The 18,606-nt window shown below is 40.2% G+C and carries 16 protein-coding genes; 3 read left to right on the forward strand and 13 right to left on the reverse strand.

The genetic code is table 11. The annotated features are described in order from the left end of the window. Nucleotide 1 precedes the first annotated feature (1 nt). Together WG904_RS12040 and WG904_RS12045 are read right to left on the reverse strand one after the other, a co-directional pair. A complete protein-coding gene (locus WG904_RS12040; protein WP_339579570.1) occupies nucleotides 2-1,165 on the reverse strand; it encodes a redoxin domain-containing protein in 1,164 nt (387 codons plus the stop codon). 182 nt (nucleotides 1,166-1,347) lie between these two features. Continuing rightward, on the reverse strand, nucleotides 1,348-3,168 hold the full coding sequence (locus tag WG904_RS12045) for a S41 family peptidase (RefSeq protein WP_339579571.1): 1,821 nt from the start codon (nucleotides 3,166-3,168) through the stop codon (nucleotides 1,348-1,350). Between the two features lie 204 nt (nucleotides 3,169-3,372). On the opposite strand from WG904_RS12045, the gene WG904_RS12050 reads away from it, so the two are divergent. After that, on the forward strand, nucleotides 3,373-4,416 hold the full coding sequence (locus WG904_RS12050; protein ID WP_339579572.1) for a sensor histidine kinase: 1,044 nt from the start codon (nucleotides 3,373-3,375) through the stop codon (nucleotides 4,414-4,416). Continuing rightward, complete coding sequence (locus WG904_RS12055; protein ID WP_339579573.1) at nucleotides 4,409-5,128, forward strand: LytR/AlgR family response regulator transcription factor; 720 nt, start codon at nucleotides 4,409-4,411, stop codon at nucleotides 5,126-5,128. Before WG904_RS12050 ends, WG904_RS12055 begins: the two co-directional genes overlap by 8 nt. 61 nt (nucleotides 5,129-5,189) lie before the next feature. On the opposite strand, the gene WG904_RS12060 is transcribed toward WG904_RS12055, so the two are convergent. The 9 genes from WG904_RS12060 to WG904_RS12100 all read right to left on the reverse strand — a co-directional run bounded on the left by WG904_RS12060 (nucleotide 5,190) and on the right by WG904_RS12100 (nucleotide 15,224). After that, complete coding sequence (locus WG904_RS12060) at nucleotides 5,190-6,104, reverse strand: helix-turn-helix domain-containing protein (RefSeq protein WP_339579574.1); 915 nt, start codon at nucleotides 6,102-6,104, stop codon at nucleotides 5,190-5,192. Nucleotides 6,105-6,114: 10 nt separating this feature from the next. Beyond that, a complete protein-coding gene (locus WG904_RS12065; protein WP_339579575.1) occupies nucleotides 6,115-7,044 on the reverse strand; it encodes an alpha/beta hydrolase family protein in 930 nt (309 codons plus the stop codon). A 235-nt stretch (nucleotides 7,045-7,279) separates the two neighbouring features. After that, nucleotides 7,280-8,965 carry a serine hydrolase domain-containing protein gene (locus WG904_RS12070; RefSeq protein WP_339579576.1) on the reverse strand — a complete coding sequence of 562 codons (1,686 nt, stop codon included), beginning with the start codon at nucleotides 8,963-8,965 and terminating at the stop codon, nucleotides 7,280-7,282. A 130-nt stretch (nucleotides 8,966-9,095) separates the two neighbouring features. Then, a complete protein-coding gene (locus tag WG904_RS12075) occupies nucleotides 9,096-10,286 on the reverse strand; it encodes a serine hydrolase domain-containing protein (protein WP_339579577.1) in 1,191 nt (396 codons plus the stop codon). A 64-nt stretch (nucleotides 10,287-10,350) separates the two neighbouring features. Next, entirely contained in the window at nucleotides 10,351-11,172 is an 822-nt protein-coding gene (locus tag WG904_RS12080) for a class I SAM-dependent methyltransferase (RefSeq protein WP_339579578.1), read from the reverse strand. A 243-nt stretch (nucleotides 11,173-11,415) separates the two neighbouring features. Continuing rightward, nucleotides 11,416-12,417 carry an NADP-dependent oxidoreductase gene (locus WG904_RS12085; RefSeq protein WP_339579579.1) on the reverse strand — a complete coding sequence of 334 codons (1,002 nt, stop codon included), beginning with the start codon at nucleotides 12,415-12,417 and terminating at the stop codon, nucleotides 11,416-11,418. A 2-nt stretch (nucleotides 12,418-12,419) separates the two neighbouring features. After that, nucleotides 12,420-13,193 (reverse strand): SDR family oxidoreductase, encoded by a 774-nt coding sequence (locus WG904_RS12090; RefSeq protein WP_339579580.1) that lies wholly within the window; start codon nucleotides 13,191-13,193, stop codon nucleotides 12,420-12,422. A 62-nt stretch (nucleotides 13,194-13,255) separates the two neighbouring features. Continuing rightward, on the reverse strand, nucleotides 13,256-13,996 hold the full coding sequence (locus tag WG904_RS12095; protein WP_339579581.1) for an SDR family oxidoreductase: 741 nt from the start codon (nucleotides 13,994-13,996) through the stop codon (nucleotides 13,256-13,258). A 133-nt stretch (nucleotides 13,997-14,129) separates the two neighbouring features. Further along, entirely contained in the window at nucleotides 14,130-15,224 is a 1,095-nt protein-coding gene (locus WG904_RS12100; RefSeq protein ID WP_339579582.1) for an alkene reductase, read from the reverse strand. Between the two features lie 96 nt (nucleotides 15,225-15,320). Here WG904_RS12100 and WG904_RS12105 point away from each other — a divergent pair, with 96 nt between their 5' ends. After that, entirely contained in the window at nucleotides 15,321-15,737 is a 417-nt protein-coding gene (locus tag WG904_RS12105) for a winged helix-turn-helix transcriptional regulator (protein ID WP_339579583.1), read from the forward strand. A gap of 318 nt (nucleotides 15,738-16,055) precedes the next feature. Here the strand turns inward: WG904_RS12105 and WG904_RS12110 are convergent, their stop codons facing one another. Then, nucleotides 16,056-17,141, reverse strand: coding sequence for a Gfo/Idh/MocA family protein (locus WG904_RS12110; protein ID WP_339579584.1), 1,086 nt, complete (start codon nucleotides 17,139-17,141; stop codon nucleotides 16,056-16,058). A gap of 8 nt (nucleotides 17,142-17,149) precedes the next feature. Beyond that, complete coding sequence (locus WG904_RS12115; protein WP_339579585.1) at nucleotides 17,150-18,604, reverse strand: Gfo/Idh/MocA family protein; 1,455 nt, start codon at nucleotides 18,602-18,604, stop codon at nucleotides 17,150-17,152. Between the last annotated feature and the right edge of the window lie 2 nt (nucleotides 18,605-18,606).

Consider the following 18,606-nt stretch of genomic DNA (forward strand, 5'->3'; position numbering starts at 1 on the left):
ATTAGTGCCCAAATAATTCGATTAGTTTGTGATCCAAATCATTTGTGCGATCAGCGCCATTATACCTTGCTATAATAATCCCGTTGGGATCTATCAGCAGCTTTGTTGGCAGTAAATGTACATTGTATTGATTATGGATTGCATCATTATTAACTTCTCCATTTTTAACACTTGGAGAGTCCAAAATATTGTGCCATGTTGCTATTCTATCTTTTTGTATTGCATTTTTCCAGTCATCAACTTTATCATCAACAGCGATGGTTAGTATTTCGAGACCTGCAGAGCGGTATTTTTTTAAAAGTTCTTTGAGATGTGGGAAACTTTCGCGGCAAGGAATGCACCAGCTTGCCCAAAAGTCGAGTAAAATGTACTTACCCCGATAATCTGATAATTTAACGGTCGTACCATTTTGATTTTTACCTAGAAAATCCTTCGCTGCTTTACCAACAATAGTATTTTCACTTTCTAGAATAAACTTAGCAATAGTGTTTCCATTATTACTTTGTCTGATCTGGGGTGTTAATTGGCTATATATAAATTTAAGGTTATCCAATTTAAGTCTTGTTTTGTAATTATCCAATTTTTCAACACTTATATAGGATTGGGGATTTTCGGTTATAAACTGTAGAGTGGTATCCTGAAATTTATCCGAGACATTCATAATAGACCTTTTCATTTTGGATAATTCTTCATTCAGCGAATCTACTTTATTCTTGTTAGGTGTAGGTTTGCTTTTTTCATCATTGTATGCTTGCAGCAATTGTTTTTTTCTCTCGTTTAGATCAGCCAAACGTAAACTTAAGACGCTGTAGCGTTTACCGAGTTCCAAGGCGTCCCTTTGTGTTTCTGAACTCGTTACAAAAGTTTCTTTAAACTTTTTAAAATCACCATTTGCAAAATTATTTCCTGGCTCAACATAGACATGGGTTACATTTGGCTCACTATCATCTACCCATTTGAATGATCCAGAAAAAATAGCGAAATAAATACGAGTTGGTTCCTTAATCTTTCCCTTAAATAGATAACTTCCCTTGGAAGTAAAGCAACTATCCTTTTGATCTTTACCCTCTGAATCTACGTAACGAATGTAAATATGTACGTTGTTTACTCCAGAAATCTGTCCTGATAAATTGAACTGTTGAGCATAGCCAAAAAAATTTGACATGGAGAGTAAAGCAACTAATAGAAGTATAAAAGTCTTTTTAGACCTCATTTGTCTATAATATTTCATAAAAGTTGAAACAAATTAAAATGCTAAAACAAAGAAGATTAGGTTCAAATCAAATATACGAATATTTTCGTATATCAAATTAATTTCTATAATTTATTTTTTCTACGAAATTTGGTTCAATATGATGATTTACCTTCCCTGATATATTTCACCGCTCGTTGTAGATGTGCATCTTGTGCCCCACCCAGCTCTTTGGCAGATGCTTTAAAATAAATATTTGGTCTAATGCCAACGCGCTGCGTTTCCCGCCCATCTGGATAAAAAATACCGTTACCAGTAAAACTAAAACGGTAAGCTCCGGGTAGAGTCAATCTTTTTACATCGCCATCCGCTCCTGCAGTCTGACTGCCAATAATGGTAGCATTGGCATTGAATTGACTTAACATCATGGTAAACCACTCACCCATGCTTTGGGTATTTTCATCAGTTAAAATTACGATCTTGCCTGTATATAACTCTCCCATCGGTTTTGGGCCATCCTCAGCCACATACATGTAGTTTTCAATTCCCTCACGCAGGATAAAAGCACCTGGATCTTTAAGGTCTACTGCGTAATAACGTGCAAAAGCGAATGGGGCTTTACCCAGTAGTAGAGGTAAGTAGTAACTAAACAGACCTGGTGATTGTGGATATTTTCTCATATCAAAGATTATAGCCTTTTTACTTTTCAATTCGGCTGATAGTTGCCAAAGATCTTTTTCTTGCGGCAGATCCTTATCAAAGAAATTTCCTGCCCTAAACAAAGCAATATCGTCGCCAATATTCTCCATTCCTTTGATGCTTTTTTCGTTTACCCTCTTCTGCACAATATCGTCCTCGATAAGTTTAACACTTTTTTTATTGTAGCGATCCAGCATCACAAGCTTCAGATTTAGATAGGCTTTATCTCTTTTCACCTTTACGTTTAAAATTCCGGTTTCTAAATTGCTAAAAGCAAAAGTATCGCCTCTGTTATTATTAGCAGTGCTTAATTCTCTGTACTTAACAGCATCGTTCGATGCTGGAAGTAATGATGCCCTCTCTTTAAGCCAGCTTGCTATCTTAACTCCGTTAACCGCGACAATTTCATCTCCTGCTTTCAAAGCGCTAACTTTTGCCAATGAATCGTTTAAAAACTTTTTAATTATGATGCCATTTTTACCTGCTTTATAATCAAATGGCGGATGATATCTTACATTAAAAATAGTACTGATCATCTTTAAATTTCCATTTTCTAGCAATTCCAATGCATGTGTATCGTTGATCGCTGAAGCCAACATCAAAATGCTTTTTTCATAGCTTACCCTGTCGTTCGCCTTTCTAAAAATAGGTATCATCGCTGTTAAGGTCTTTTCCCAGTTTCTATCCATCACGTATTTGTAAGGTGAAAGATATTCAACAGCATTCCAAGCTTTGGCCAGCGCTAACAAATTCAATTTTTCTTCGTTAAAAGAATATTTGGCATACGAATCTTCGTTTGGCAGATCGCCTTCAAACCATAAGGATGGAATATAGTGATGTTTACCACTCAGATTAACCTGATTTGACAAAGCCCTTAACTGCTGCATCAAAACAACTGAATATCTCTTACGATTAATCCAGCCATAATCAATATTCTTAAGCAGGTGTTGATATCTATTCAATGTATCGCGGTTGTAGCCATGAGCAATTGCAGACAATGCAGGATCAACTGGCCCTATTACTCCCGACATTAATTGGTTGAATTGTTTTTTATCAGCATTTTTAACCGAATCGATTAATTCTAAGAACACCTTGTCGGCATTAAATTTACCTGCAATGCTCTTTTGTGATTTGTATTTAACTAGCCCCCATACCTGAATAAACCGCTGGATATTCTGATTTTGAATCTTAGCACTCATCTGTTGGGCTTCTACTTTAGGTAGGCTTAGCAATAGGGTGGCTAACAGCAAAACGGCGTTGTATTTAATTGTTTTCATCTATTTATTTTTTGTTTAACAACACAAATGTCAATAACCGAATTAATAGACCAAAAAATGATTGACCAACGCCATGGTTCCATTGATAAGAACCAATTACACAGAAAATCAATCTTGTTTATGAGTTCACAAATCTTGTCAATAAAATTGACCGTTTCGTGTATCTCTTTTCTTGACGTTCTTAATTTAACTTACTTTTAGACCATGAAAAAGCGACTATTCTTTTATCTACATATCGGTTATTGGCTACTTGTACTGCTACAAGTTTTATTGGTGGCCTTAGGTACTGGCGTTTTGGGAACACAATTCGACTGGCGGTTATTCCTCTCCATCGTATTGCCAGTTAAAGCTTTACAAATTGCCTGTTCTGCTTCGTTTTTTTATGTCAACTACCTCTTATTGGTTCCCTATGTGCTAAAAAAAGGAAGCATTATTAAATATATTCTTTCAGTAGTGAGCTGCATACTTTTATTTAGCCCCCTCTATTACCTAATGGAACAAATTGTTTATCCAATCATTGGCTGGAAAAGCTATAGCATGGATCTCGACTTCTTTTTTGCTTTCATTGTGACCTTAGGTGCTAATTTTCTAAATATATTTTTAGGTTTATTGTTGAGTTTTCTGATGGATTGGCGCACCATTCGTGCTGAAAAAGAAGTGGTAGAAAAGGAACAACTCAAAACCGAGTTGGCCTTTTTGAAATCACAGGTTAATCCCCATTATCTATTCAACACCATTAACGATATCTATTCACTTACTCAACAACAATCTGAGGAGGCGCCAGAAGCGCTTCTCAAGCTTTCTGAAGTACTTCGCTATATGTTAAGGGAAAGTGATGATCCACTTGTACCATTGGCCAACGAAATAGATTATCTGAATAATGTAATCGATTTACAAAAAATTGGACAAAAAGGGAATTCACACATTGATTTTAAGGTGGCAGGTAAAATAGAAGGGCAAAAGATCGCTCCATTAATTCTGATCAATTTTATAGAGAACGCATTTAAACATGGCGTTTTTAAAAATAGTGGAGAACCTATCGAGATTTTAATTAATATTGATGGACAGTATTTTCATTTGCACCTTTGCAATAAGATCAATAGTGCCAAAAAAGACAGAACTGGCGGAATTGGTCTAGTTAATGTACAAAGACGTTTGGCCCTGATCTATCCAAACCAACATGAGCTGTTAATTGACCAACAAACCGATACTTTTATTGTTGATTTAAAAATTAACCTTTATGATTAGATGCATCGTTGTAGATGATAAACCATTAGCCATTGATGTTATAAAACATTATATTTCTAAAGTCCCATCTCTTACCTTAAGTTTCAGCACTGTTAATCCATTAGAAGCCTTAAACAAAGTAATTCAAGGTGAGGTAGACCTGGTTTTCCTCGATATACAAATGCCCGAACTCAGTGGTCTACAATTTATGAAAATTGTAAAAGGAAAATGCTTGGTGGTTCTTACTACCGCTTACGCTGAATACGCACTGGAAGGTTACGACAATGATGCGATTGATTATTTATTAAAGCCCGTTTCATTTGAACGTTTTTATAAGGCAGTAGAAAAAGTACAATTGACCTTAAGCGGCTTAGCAGAAACAAACAGACAAAGCACAAGTGCTGCTACAAAGGAAAAAGAGGTGAGCCATATCTTTGTAAAAACAGAACACAAGTTGGTTAGGATTAATGTAGCCGATATCCTATATATCGAAGGCTTACAAAACTATGTCATGATCTATACGATTACAGACAAGGTAATCAGCTTACAGACGATGAAAAAAACCGAAGATCAATTACCTGCAGACCAGTTTATTCGGATTCACAAATCTTTTATCGTAGCGGTAAACAAGATCATAAGCATAGAACGAAACCGCGTAAGCATTGGCGACAAGACAATTGCAGTGGGCGAGGTTTACCGTGAGGCATTTTATCAGGCGATAGCAAATACTTAGCGAAAAAAATAGCAAATCCCAACAAAATAATTTATTTAAGATACTTGGATTTTGAACTACGTTAATTGAAAGAGCGTCTGAAATCTAGGGGCGAGACACTGGTTTTAAGCTTAAAGAGTTTACTAAAGGACTGGGGATGCTCAAACCCTAGTTCATAGGCTATCTCGCTTATCGAAGCCGGTGTTGTCGATAACTGTTCCTTTGCTTTTTCGATCAGATGGTTGTGGATGTGCTGTTGTGCATTTTGTCCTGTAAGTGATCGCAGCATATCACTTAAATAACTCGAACTAACGTTTAATTGCGAGGAAAGAAATTGTACAGTCGGAAGCCCCTGCTTTTGAGGATTTGCTGATCGGAAGTAAACCTGTAAAATGTCTTCTATCTTTTGAAGAAGATCGCTGCTTACTGCTTTACGGGTGATGAATTGCCTGTTGTAGAACCGATTCGCATAATTCAGCAATAGTTCTATCTCGGAAATAACAACGTCCTGGCTGAAATTATCAATCCTGCCTTTTAATTCTTCTTCGATACTTTGAAAAACAGAAATGATCGTTATTTTTTCTTTTTCAGCTAAGTGCAGCGCTTCATTAATAGCATAGGAAAAAAATCCATACTCTTTAATCTTCTTGGCGAGCTCGTAGCCAAGTAAAATATCTGGATGGAAAAGTAACGTATAGCCAGACTGGTCGCTTAAGGGTGTATGTTCTCCGGTAATCTGGTTGGGTGCAACAAAAAACATCCCCCCCTCATCGAAATCGTAATAATGCTGCCCATACTTAAACTTTCCCTGGAAGTTCATCTTATAGGAGATCTTGTAAAAACTTAAAATGTGAGGACTGGGCAGTCTTTCCAAGGGAATGGTCCCCTCAGCATTATTTATTAAACTTACCAAGGGGTGCATAGGTGCCGGCATTTCCAGCGCCTTATGCAACCTTGATAAAGAATCAAATCTGTGGTTAGACATCTTGTTCTTCATACTGCCTGATTTATAATTTACTTTCAATTCTGCCTAGCGCACCCGGTACGCCGTTAAGGGCTTTCTTTGTATCTTTCCAACTTGTATCGCTCGGGTCGAACGTACTACGAATATAGGCAAGAATGCTTTCACATACAAAAGCAACACGCTCTGGATTTTCATCGCTTGTTTCGCGGGCGTCATATCCTGATATGCCACCAAAAATATGTTCTGCGCGAAACACAGTCAACAGATCTTTTGGACCAACGCTTTGATAGAATGCATCTGCACGCCAATTGTCCACATCAGAGAACATTAGGTTTATGTCCTTGTCTCCGTTCACAATAAGCGCTGGCAAAGTCATGGTGCTGAAATTGCCGGCAGCCAATACTGGATAAAGCTGCCTGGCAGCACCATTAAAACCTTCTGGCCCGCCAGATGCACCAATTAGTACATGGGCCTTTAATCTTGGCTCTGCGGCATTAACTATCTTACCTGTTGCAGGATCAGTTACTTCCATGCCGGCTAGCATGGCTACAGTCTGCCCACCCATAGAATGGCCAACTACGGCAACTTTTGCCTTATCGACCCGTTCTGTTAACCCAGGTACTGTAGAAAGTATTTCCTCCAAGTGATCAAGGATAAATTTCATGTCTGCTGGCCGAGAACTCCAAAACAAGGGTGCTTCGGAAAGGGACGGCAAAAGTCCGAGTGCTTTGGAATTTTGATGGGTAGGTTGGATGACTACAAACCCTTTCTCCGCAAAAAAATCTGCCATAGGCCCATATCCTCTGTAAGATGAGAGAAAGTTGGAAGGTCCATGACCATGAGAAATAAGAATCACGGGCAGGTTGCTTCCGCTGGCAGGAGCAGAAACTTTAATTTCGAGGTCTACGTGACGGCCCGCAACTGGTAATACAACCGGACTAAAACTGATAATTGGTGCTTTTGACTTTTTCATTTTTTAATGATTTAAATTTTGATAGAGTACAAAAGTCAGCAACCTTAGATTCCCTGCCGTAGTGAAATCGGGGTATTTCGTAGCCAATTCGGGGAAAAGGATATTCATTTGCGTATTTCGGTAAAAGCATTTCGTTTTTGTTTCTCTTCTGTACCATTTTACGGTATGACATGCGACCATGGAGACTGGATACTTGTTATATATTTTCTAACCGAGGTACTGTTGTTTTATTTATCTATTTTTGCTTCAGAAAAATAAGCCCCGCAGTATCGCCAGTGTTCAACTCAAAGCCGGTAATTTGGCCTTTATTGCGAATAATACGTATATGGTTTAAAAAATCATAATCGGTGAAGAGGTGATCAGCTCCAAATAGGCTAACCTTAACAGGGTCATGGTATTTATCGCTGATCGATAAACCCTCTTTGGTGACCCCTATATCAAAGAATGTTCCCAACTCTTCGGAAACATACCTGCCGGCATACTTATTCAGTTGTGCTCGGAATAAGGGGACTTGGCGGATCCTCTCCATTTCAATTGGGTTTACAAGTACCGGTGAGTTTAACTTTACAACAGCATCTGATATTTTTGGATCTACAGAAAACTGGTATTTCACGGATGACCTTGCCTTCATGTGAAATGACCCCTCGCCCTCAGCTTCCAGTTCTGCATTCCCGTTCACATATAATTTGCCCGATTTTAAATTTACCGATATTTTGTAGCCATTAGCTGCGATGTAGTTCCCGACCCAACTCGAAAGTTCTGTGGAGTCCTTTATGACAAAAACCTGATCATTTCGGGGCGCCGGGGTCTGCAGCTGTTTCTTTTCTGACCTGTCCGGTATGAGCAGCTCGGCTATCTGGTTAATCTTGTTATATATATCGCCGTCACCTCCGTTTCCGAAAACATAGAATCCCATTTTTAATTCCGGATAGATAGCGATGATCGTCCGGTAACCAGCAAGCCCACCATTATGTGTAAGTCGTTTATAACCTCGGTCAGTATTGACATTGATACCCATAGCATAAGGAATGCTAGAGCCATCCTTCAACCTACCTGGTGTTGTCATCAGTTCAATATCCATAAAAGTTCCAGCCCTGGGTTGGTAAAAATTAGCTACCCATTTGGCCATATCGTTTACGTTGGTAAATAGTCCCCCGTCACCTAAGGTATAAACGTTCTGCACGGCATTATGAAAAGATGCGCCGTTCTTCTTTTCATAAGATAGTGCCCTGCCTGTGATCAATTGCGAATGATCTTCTGCGAACGCGCTACTTGTCATCCCTAGCGGCTTGAATATTGCTGAATCGGAATAAGACTTGAAACTCTGTCCGCTTACTGCCTTTATAATTTCTGCAAGCAACACATAATTGGAATTGGAATAGGAAAACTTCTTGCCGGGATCAAAGTTGAGTGTTCGCTGCCTTTTCAGCATCTTTATTGCCAACTGCTGCGTAAGTATCCCGTCACCGCCGAGTCCGTAAAATTGCGCTAGCCCAATATCATCACGAAGGCCACTAGTATGGTTGACCAGGTTTCTGACTGTGATCTTTTTGCCAAAATCACCCATCCAGGGCAAATAGGTATGTATATCTTCATCCAACCTTATTTTCCCCTGGTTCACCAGTAGTGCGGCGGCGTATCCGGCAAACTGCTTGGATACGGAGCACATGTAATAAATGGTGGCGGGAGTATTAGGCACTTTGTTTTCCAGGTTGGAAAGTCCGAATCCCTTGGCATAGACCAATTTATCACCTTGAACGATGCCAGCCGCGCAGCCGGGCATAGTTATATCGTTCCATTTGGTGAAGAGTTGATCAATCTTTAATCGCGTGCTATCGGGCATGATCTGCGCATGCACCATGCTACTGGCTAGGACAACCAGTGAAAATAGTATGTAGTTGAAAGTGAGTTTATTTTTCATATGAATAAAGTATATGTTGTAAAAAGATAAATTTCATAATCTTTGTAAATTGTCGTTGCGTAGTGGGCCTTTCCATCATCCAGTGAAGTGGTCTTCCGGTGTGATGAAGAAGCCTCACTTAGGTCGACCTTTATTTCTTCCTTAGGTTCCAAGGTGTAAAGCGATCCCATTCCCAAGGTGTAAAGGTATCGCCGATGAGTTTCTCCAGTAGTTCTTTAAAAATTCTTTCACCATTACCGCTATTGCACATAATAATGATGCTGATCTTTTGATCTGGGAAACTGATCGTATAATTGCGCCAACAATCATCATGTCCTCCCTTAAAGAATGCAGGTCCGTAAGGCGTTTTGATCACGCCCCAACCTAGACCGTACGACAGCGCTATTTTATCGTCGCGATGAGTGGTCTCTTCCAGCATCGTCGGAAATTCATTGATCGAATGAATACGGATCTGTGGCCGCATCATTTCACGATACACTTTAGACTTTAGTCCCCGTTCATTGAGCACGTAGGCAATAAATCGCGAATAATCGGAGATAGTGGTAAGCATGGAACCTGCTCCCACGGCACTTTGTGAACGCACTTGGCCGCCAGGCTTTCCTTTTTCGTCATAACCAATAGCCGAATTGGCTTCAAATATAGGCTGCCAAACATAGCTTGTACGGTGCATCCCCGCAGGCTCAAATAATTCTTCCAGAGCCATCGCTTCCAAACCTTTGCCTAAGTACAACTCTTCAATTCGCTGAAGTAGCTTAAAGCCTTCACCTGAATATGCATACCGGCTGCCGGGTTCAAAGTATAACCGGTTCCTGAGGGTGGTATCCCGCTCACCGGTTTTTACATTCATCCACCAAACATTTGGCAGGCCTGTCGTGTGGCTTAGGCACATTCGCGGTGTGATCTTCTTCCAGCGTTTATCTTTTTCCAGTTCTGCATAGTTACCGTATTCATGCAGTGGCTTTTTTAAGTACGCTACCAAAGGTTTATCAAGATCGATGAGTCCCTTTTGTACCAGCCGCATGTTTATGAAAGCAAATACCGCTTTACTGAAAGAGGCCGCGTACATGATGGTATTGGTATCCAAAGGGAGGTTCCTTTCTTTATCTTTAAAGCCATATGCCTTTTGATAAGTCACCTGATTGTTGTTGATGATGGCTAGTTGCATACCATCTACCTTTGCGTCAGCCATTAACCGGCGTACTGTGGTATCGATATAAACTGTGGAAATATTTGAACTGTCCAGACGTTTAACCGTAGGGACGCCTTCGTCTATGCATTGTAAACATAAGAGAAAGGCCAAGAATAAGGTAATTATTTTCATAATATAGGGTTATTATTGTAATAAGTTGTTGCTAATTAACAGCGTGTGACAATATCTGAAGATATTATGGTTTGGTTTTATTGCTCGCTGCTAGCATTATATGTGGGCTGAAGCATAATAGGTCCTGATCTTTTTCTGTATGTTCGAGCAGCTCTAGTAGCCTCCTCCGCTTCTCAGGGTCTGCCCAATGACTAAAGAAACTACCGTCCATCCAGGCGATCCCCTCCACAGAGACTAACCGAATCGGTTCAAAACCCGCTTCCTTAAACTCCTCTATAAGAGAGGAGGGCCGGTGATAATATGCCTGTGGCAGCATGCCCGGAAAATTGGCAGGTGGCTGGTGGATACCTGAAGACAGTTCTGTCTTGCACATCTTGAAAATGTCGGGATGATAGATCAAACCACCTTGAAGTGCCGCTACCAAAGAAGCCGTACGGTTGATGGCGAATCCTAAAACGATACCGTCTGGCCTAAGTACCCGACTAGCTTCCTTTAGCGCCGCAATTCGATCTGAACGCTCTTGCAGATGGTACAAAGGACCGTGCAGCATAATCAAGTCCTGGCTCCCATCGCGCAGTGGCAAATTGCGTGCTTCTGCAAGCAGGCACCGAAACGGCTTACTTGTTAGTTTAGATCGCTTTTCTGCTAGTTGAATGTGTTTGGGAACCGGGTCGATCAGCGTAACGGAATGGCCAAGGCTGCCGAGCCACTGGGCGTAATGCCCTGGGCCTCCACCCACATCAGTGATAGAACAGGGCTGATCGAGATAGCCACTGATCAAGATTTTATTACGTTCAAACTCCAGCGGGCCAAGACCCCTGGTCAGTCTGCTTTCTTCCTGTGCTTGCGCGTAGAAAGTTTCGATAGAAGAATCGATAAGATGCATGTTGCTTGTTTAAATATGGACATAGGATTATTTGTCCGGCCTCCGCAGGTTGCCGGTTAATGGCGTAGACACGCCGGGAGATATTTAAACAACAATTGTAATGCTTCGAAAATAAGATTTTAATTAAACATTTACAAATTATTTACTATGATAAGAGTAGCGAAAGTAAAGATGGCTCAAGCGCCAAAAGAAAATAAGAGGAATTCATAGAGGAGACGGAATAATTGATAAAAGTGAATAGCTTTAATTAACTTTCAACACTACTTTCCCTTTCGCTCTTCCGCTCTCCACGTATTTCATTGCATCATTGGTTTGGCTGAAAGGAAATACTTTATCAATAACCGGTTTTATAATTCCTGCTTCAATTAATTCCGTAATCTCCGAAAGCTGTCGCCCGCTGGCTTTCATAAAAAGAAAATCGTAACTGATGTTTTGTTTGTTAGCCTTTTTTCTAACTTTACTGCTTAGCAATCCAACAATAATTTTCACGAACCAAGGTAATTGAAGCTCATCGGCAAACTCGGGTGTGGGCGGTCCGGAAATAGAGGTGATTTGACCACCAGATTTTACTATTTCAAAAGATTTATCTAAAGTTTTGGCATCCTGACTGTTCAGCACAAAATCATAATCGTGAAGAATGTCTTCAAACTGCTGTGTTTTGTAGTCAATGAGCACATCTGCACCCAGACTTTTCAGGAAATCAAAACTTTTTTCGCTGGCTGTAGTTGCAACCGTCAATCCTAGATGTTTCGCAAGCTGGATGGCAAAAGTTCCTACACCGCCAGATCCTGCCTGGATAAAAACCTTATCACCTTTTTTCAGGTTTGCATTTTCTACCAAGGCCTGCCACGCGGTCAATCCCACCAACGGAATAGACGCCGCCTCTTCCATAGTAAGGTTTTCGGGTTTTAATGCCACATCTTCCTCGTTCATTGCAATCTGCTCTGCAAAAGTTCCGAATCTGTAATCTCCAGGTCTTGCGTAAACGGCATCGCCTTCTTTAAATTTTGTAACTTTTGATCCTACTTTAGTAACAATCCCAGCCACATCGTGACCTAAAATAAGAGGTGTTCTATATTTCAAAAATATTTTGAACTCGCCATCTTTGATTTTAGAATCTAAAAGATTGACACTGGCCGCGTGGATTTCCACCAGAACCTGATTCTCTTTGATAACCGGATCTGGCATATCGCTCAGTTGCAGTTCGCCTCCCTTCTTATAATTTTTGATGATAAATGCCTTCATAGTTAATAAGATGATTTAATGTATTGATCAGATGTTTTTGGATTCACCAAACTGAATGCTAATTTAGGGAAAAACCGATGCAAGAAATACATAATTTTGCTATCACCTACCCGAATGGTGTACTTGTTTTTTTCCAAACCTGAAATTAAACCTTTTACCAGGTGTTCAGGTGTTAATTTTTTTCCTGTTCTAGATGCCGTCATTTCTGTATCCACAACGGGCGGAAGAAGTTCAAAAATTTTGAGGTCACTGTTAATAATTCTTAGATGTTCCCGCAAAGCTTTGGTGTAAAATGCAAGTGCAGTTTTGGTAGCAGAATATGTCGCTTCTACCAGAGATGGAACATAACTTAGAATAGAAGTAGTGTTGATAATGGCGGCTTCTTTACGGGATTTTAGCATTTCCATAAAAAGATTGTTGAGGCGGATGATGCCGATGTAGTTGACCTCCATTTCATACCTCGCATTTTTCACGTGATGCTCATTGGCGGCACCCAAATTAATTGGAGCCACGCCAGCACCCGCATTGTTGTAAAGAATATCAATTCCGCTAAGATCTGATACTTTTTCAAAAAGTTTTTGGGCATCCTCTGCGCTGGAGACATCACTCTGAATGGTAATCAGATCCGGAAACTGCTTCTTGGCAGCAATTAATTTATTCTGATTTCTTCCGGTAATAATGACTTTTGCACCTTTCTCCAGAAACTGTCTGGCGGCTTCTAATCCTATTCCTGATGCGCCACCGGTAATCAGAATGGTTTTTCCTTGAATTTTCATTGCAATTATTTTTTTGATAAAAAGTCACTCTTGATTCTACCTAAAGAGAAGCTCTTAATCGGTTAAGAATTGGCTTCTTGGGCTGCTAATTTTGCCATTGCCTCACCTACAGCAGCGGCATATTTTTTCACCTCGCCTACAGGGATATCAAACTGGTCCTTCTCCAATCCAAGAAATAATTCCTCTGCCACTTCTGATGCAGGAATACCGTTGGCACCGCCTATTTCGGCAGAAAATTCGGTATTCACCGTTGGCGGATACAGTTCGTAAATCTGAACATTTCTCTGATCTTCGTACGTGTATCTCAACGCTACAGTGTAGCTGTGCAATGCTGCTTTGGTTGCGCAGTAGGTTGGCAAAAACTTGTGACTACCGTAAACGGCAAGCGAAGAAACATTCACCACAGCGGCAGCCTCTTTCTGCAAAAGGTGCGGCATCATCAATTCTGTGAAATGAATGATGGCGATATAGTTGACATTCATCTCCGTCATTGCTTTTTCGTGCGCATTGGTCGTTTCGCTCAATAAATAAGCAAAGGCAGCTCCGGCATTGTTGATGATTACATTCACCTTGGGATGATTGTTTTTTAATTCTTCTGCCACACGAATTCTGTCTGCTTCCAAAGCAAAATCACCCTGAATTCCTACTGCGCCCGGAAGCTCTTTCAAGGCATTTTCCAAACGTTCTTTATTTCTTCCGTTGATGATGATGTGGTTGCCTTCAGCGGTTAATTTTTTAGCGATGGCTAAGCCAATTCCGGCACTTCCTCCGGTGATGAATACGGTATTTCCTGTTGTTTTCATTTTTTTATTGTTTAAATATTATTGCTGATATTATGATTTTTTTTTTGCGACAGGGATTGCAGCGGCATCCTTTTGTGTAGCTTCAGCGGAACAAAAGATATAGCGGAAAGCCCGCCAGGTCGCCCAAATATTTTTATTGGGTAAGCGTAGGATAATCGGTGTAACCTTTTTCTCCCGGTGTGTAAAAAGTGGGCTGATCAGGCTGACTGAGCGCAGCATTGGTCCTGAAACGTTTTACCAGATCCGGATTGGCAATAAACGGAACGCCGAAAGAAACCAAATCTGCATCGCCGTCCTGAAGCACTTTTTCGGCTGTTTCTTTGTTGAAACCACGGTTGATGATGATGGTTCCGTTGTAAATTTTGCGGAAATGTTTGGCTACTTCCTGTATGGCGTGAGGATTATCTGAAACGTCTGTAAATGGCTCGATGAGATGGACGTATGCTAAATTGTAATCATTTAATCTGTTGACGATGTAATTGTAAAGCTCAATGGTTTCGTCATCGACCAAAATTCCCATAATGCCATTAAGTGATGGGTTAAGACGGACTGCAACCTTGCCTGTATCTGCCACTTTTTGGATGGCATCCAGAATTTCAAACAAAATTCTGGCCCTGTTTTTTACCGAACCACCGTATTCATCGGTTCTGAGGTTGGCATTTTTACTGAAAAACTGCTGAAGTAAATAGCCATTGGCACCGTGAAGTTCTACACCATCGAAACCCGCTTCGAAAGCGTTTACAGCGGCGTTTGCAAAATCTTCTACCGTTCTTTTGATGTCTTCTGTTGTCATTGGTTGCGGCTCTGCCGAAGCTTGAAAACCTGACGCCGTGAACACCTGCTGCTGTGGATTGACATTGGATGGCGCCAAAGGTTTTTTACCACCGTGCAAATCCGGATGAGAATAAGCTCCCGTGTGCCAAAGCTGGGCAAAAATTTTACCACCTTCCTGATGAATGGCTTTTGTAGTCAGTTTCCAGCCTTCAACTTGTTCTTTGGAATAAATGGCAGGAACATTGATTACGCCCACCGCTTCCGGGCTCACGAAAGTACCTTCTGTGATAATGAGACCTGCGGTAGCTCTCTGCTGGTAATATTTAGCCGTAAGTTCTGTCGCTTTATGCTCGGGATTGTCTGATCGGCTTCTGGTCATTGGCGCCATTACGATGCGGTTATTCAGTTTTAGCCCTGCTCGGCTATAACGTTCAAAAATTAGTTCATTTTTCATTGTATCTATAATTTAATTGCTTAAATTTGCTTGCATTATGCAAGTGCAAATATATAAACAACTTTTAATTTGCAAGTAATTTTAAAAATTATTTTTATGAAGGATATAAAAAAGCGGTCAGAGTGCCCTATTAGCAACTCATTAGATGTTTGGGGAGACAAGTGGTCATTACTTATTGTTAGAGATCTCATGTTTGCCAAAGAGTGTACCTATGGAGATTTCTTGAAGTCGGATGAAAAAATAGCAACAAATATTCTGGCTTCAAGATTACAGATGTTAGAAACAAATGGCGTAATTTCCAAGCTGGAACATCCCGATAGCAAAGCCAAAGTTTTATATAAACTAACCCAAAAAGGGGTCGATCTGCTTCCTTTGATTATTGAAATAAACTTATGGGCTGATAAATATTTTACATTGCCAATGGAAAGAAAAGCAATCCTTGAAGAAGTAAAAAAAGACAAGGAAGGTTATATTAGGGAAAAAACAATAGCGCTACTAGAGGATATCAATTAATTGAAAAGCATAAACGATTTTTTAATTCGGTTTAATTTAAAAACATCGAACCAAAAAACGAAGAATTTAAACCCATAACTTACTAATTAAAAGACTGCTACAAAAGTGGGGTGCTAACTTCCTAACTTTTGTCCCGTTAGGGTAAGTAACGGTGCTTAATTCGAACCATTTTGTGAACGAATTGATTGAAATCGGCGGTTTTTCGAAAGTTTTGAAAGAAAGAGATGAATGACGTCTAACTTAGCTAAAAATACAATAAAAAGCATCTATGCCGTAGGTATGCTCGAACCAAAAAATCGCATTTAATTTGTTTAACAATTAACTTAATCTAATGATTTCACCAGTTTTCACAGATTCATCGCAAGCAAAGGCAATTCTTAAACTATTTACAGCGTCTCTAGTAGAATCACTTAAATCAAGGTCTTCAGTAATCGCCTTTAAAAAGAACCGTTGCTCTCTATTACATAATTCCTGATGGTTGGGTTCATCTGTAAGGTCTATCCATTGATCAGATTTAATAAATTCATCATCTAAACCTAAATCTGCAAAATGCACTTTTATGGATTCGGTTTTAGTGTGTGCATCTATATTATCAGAATTACCTTCAGCTCCTGCTTTTTTTGCCATAATAGATACTGAACCTTTCGGGCCAAAAACATCTTTAATAAAAAAAGCATTATCGCTTACCATCGGACCCCAACCTGCTTCATACCAACCGATAGAACCATCCTTAAAACGGATTTGTAATTGCCCATAATTATAATTCCATTCAGGGATATCATCAGTAAGCCTAGCACCAATAGCACTCACTTGGAGGGGCTTTGATTGTGTCATCTGGCACATGACATCGATATAATGTACGGCACAATCTACAATCGGACTTAAACTTTTCATCAGGTTACGGTGTACTGTCCATTTAGGGCCGTGGCTCTGCTGATTGAGGTTCATGCGCATCACCAAAGGTTTCCCCATTTGTTGAGCCAGTTCGGTAAATTTTTCCCACGAGGGATGGTAGCGAAGAATATATCCTACAAGCAATTTTTTATTGGCCTTTTTAGCTGCTGCTGCAACGTTAATAGCACCTTCTACACTATCTGCTAATGGTTTTTCTATAAACACATGGCAGCCACTTTCGAAAGATTTTACGGCATAGGGTTCATGTGTCTCTGGATAAGTAGAAATGCAAACAGCATCTGGTTTAGTGATGGAAAGTGCCTCATAAAAATCGGTATACAATTGATATTGTCCCCCTAGTTTTTGGTTAAGCACTTCCTTACTTTTTCCGGTAGAAACCAAGCCACATATCTCAAAACCTGGCAGGGTGTGATAAGCTATTGCGTGGGAAGCTCCCATATTGCCACACCCTACCACCAATACTCTTAAATTCTTATTTTCTACTAACATAATAAATCTTAAACACCCAAAGTCCAACCTTTGCGGTATTCGCGTTTCACAAATTGATTTACTTCATCAAAATTAGTCACTTTCATATTTACTTTGTCCCAAAGCATTTTAATATCCCTGCCCGGATAGCTCACTTTTCCTGCTGCATCTGTGCGCTGCACATCAATTCCCCTAATGGCTAAATTGGCAATCAATAACGTTTCGGTTAATGGCCCAGCAGTTTCAAATGGAGAACTCAATGCTATCTTTCCATATCCAGCAATTGCGGCTTCGGCAAACTGGGTATAATGTCCTTCTTCTTGATTAACAATACGTGGGATAGTGATTTTAGTTTGATCTGATTCGTTGCGAGACAATGGCAACAGCTTTGGGTTTTTACCATAGGTTTCGCAAATCATTTTACCTTTTGTACCGATAAAAAGTACGCCGTTATCACCAAATTTTTCATTTGGCCCCAATTCTTCCGGACGCTCAGGCTTAATTCCACCATCCATCCAATGCAACCGAACCTCCTGTTTGGTTTTCGCTGTTTTAGCAAAAGTTAAAATAACATGACTTGATGGCGGGCAGCTTTCTGGCAAATAGGCACGCTTAAATTCGTCTACATAAACGCTCCCTACACTGCATTCTACACTGATTGGTGTATCTAAACCTAGCACGCTAAAAGGTGGTTCTACCAGATGACAGCCCATATCGCCGATGGCACCTGTACCATAATCCCACCACCCTCTCCAATTAAAGGGAACCAATTTATTTATATACTCTTTATATGGAGCACTGCCCAACCACAAATCCCAATCGAGTTCTTTTGGAATTTCGGCTTTTCCTGTTGGCCATGAAATTCCTTGAGGCCATACTGGCCTGTTCGTCCAACAATAAACCGTGTGTACTTTACCAATTTTACCTGCATCATACCATTCCTGAAGCCTTCTAACCCCATCGCCAGACGCACCTTGATTACCCATTTGTGTAACCACTTTATATCGATTTGCCGCTTCGCTCAACATCCTTGCTTCGTAAATATCGTGCGTTAAGGGTTTTTGTACGTATACATGTTTACCCAACTGCATAGCAGCCATCGCTATCTGTGCGTGGGTGTGATCTGGTGTAGATACGGTTACGGCATCAATATTTTTACCTTCTTTATCTAATAATTCGCGATAATCTTTATAATACTTTGCTTTAGGGAAGCTTTTTAAGGAATTAGCAGCTCTTCTATCATCTACATCACATAAAAATGCAACATCTGTTTTGCCCCCTTTAACAATACTCGCAATATCGCTCTCTCCTTTTCCACCTGCACCTATACCTGCCAATTGTAACCGATCGCTAGGTGCCAAAAATCCAGCTCCACCCAGTACATGGCGAGGTACAATCATAAATCCAGCCGCTGCAAGTGCTGTTGTTTTAATAAAGTCTCGTCTAGAATTTTCGCCTTTCAAATTTGCTTTATTTGCTTTCATTG

Origin of the sequence: Pedobacter anseongensis (assembly GCF_037482965.1) — a bacterium.
Lineage (GTDB): Bacteria > Bacteroidota > Bacteroidia > Sphingobacteriales > Sphingobacteriaceae > Pedobacter > Pedobacter anseongensis.

Excerpts from the sequence above, each read along its gene's own strand:
- WG904_RS12060 (WP_339579574.1), bottom strand. The coding sequence starts at position 6,104 with ATGAAGAACAAGATGTCTAACCACAGATTTGATTCTTTATCAAGGTTG.
- WG904_RS12085 (WP_339579579.1), bottom strand. The coding sequence starts at position 12,417 with ATGAAGGCATTTATCATCAAAAATTATAAGAAGGGAGGCGAACTGCAA.
- WG904_RS12070 (WP_339579576.1), bottom strand. The coding sequence starts at position 8,965 with ATGAAAAATAAACTCACTTTCAACTACATACTATTTTCACTGGTTGTC.
- WG904_RS12045 (WP_339579571.1), bottom strand. The coding sequence starts at position 3,168 with ATGAAAACAATTAAATACAACGCCGTTTTGCTGTTAGCCACCCTATTG.
- WG904_RS12090 (WP_339579580.1), bottom strand. The coding sequence starts at position 13,193 with ATGAAAATTCAAGGAAAAACCATTCTGATTACCGGTGGCGCATCAGGA.
- WG904_RS12100 (WP_339579582.1), bottom strand. The coding sequence starts at position 15,224 with ATGAAAAATGAACTAATTTTTGAACGTTATAGCCGAGCAGGGCTAAAA.
- WG904_RS12080 (WP_339579578.1), bottom strand. The coding sequence starts at position 11,172 with ATGCATCTTATCGATTCTTCTATCGAAACTTTCTACGCGCAAGCACAG.
- WG904_RS12055 (WP_339579573.1), top strand. The coding sequence starts at position 4,409 with ATGATTAGATGCATCGTTGTAGATGATAAACCATTAGCCATTGATGTT.
- WG904_RS12110 (WP_339579584.1), bottom strand. The coding sequence starts at position 17,141 with ATGTTAGTAGAAAATAAGAATTTAAGAGTATTGGTGGTAGGGTGTGGC.
- WG904_RS12050 (WP_339579572.1), top strand. The coding sequence starts at position 3,373 with ATGAAAAAGCGACTATTCTTTTATCTACATATCGGTTATTGGCTACTT.
- WG904_RS12065 (WP_339579575.1), bottom strand. The coding sequence starts at position 7,044 with ATGAAAAAGTCAAAAGCACCAATTATCAGTTTTAGTCCGGTTGTATTA.
- WG904_RS12105 (WP_339579583.1), top strand. The coding sequence starts at position 15,321 with ATGAAGGATATAAAAAAGCGGTCAGAGTGCCCTATTAGCAACTCATTA.
- WG904_RS12095 (WP_339579581.1), bottom strand. The coding sequence starts at position 13,996 with ATGAAAACAACAGGAAATACCGTATTCATCACCGGAGGAAGTGCCGGA.
- WG904_RS12040 (WP_339579570.1), bottom strand. The coding sequence starts at position 1,165 with ATGTCAAATTTTTTTGGCTATGCTCAACAGTTCAATTTATCAGGACAG.
- WG904_RS12115 (WP_339579585.1), bottom strand. The coding sequence starts at position 18,604 with ATGAAAGCAAATAAAGCAAATTTGAAAGGCGAAAATTCTAGACGAGAC.
- WG904_RS12075 (WP_339579577.1), bottom strand. The coding sequence starts at position 10,286 with ATGAAAATAATTACCTTATTCTTGGCCTTTCTCTTATGTTTACAATGC.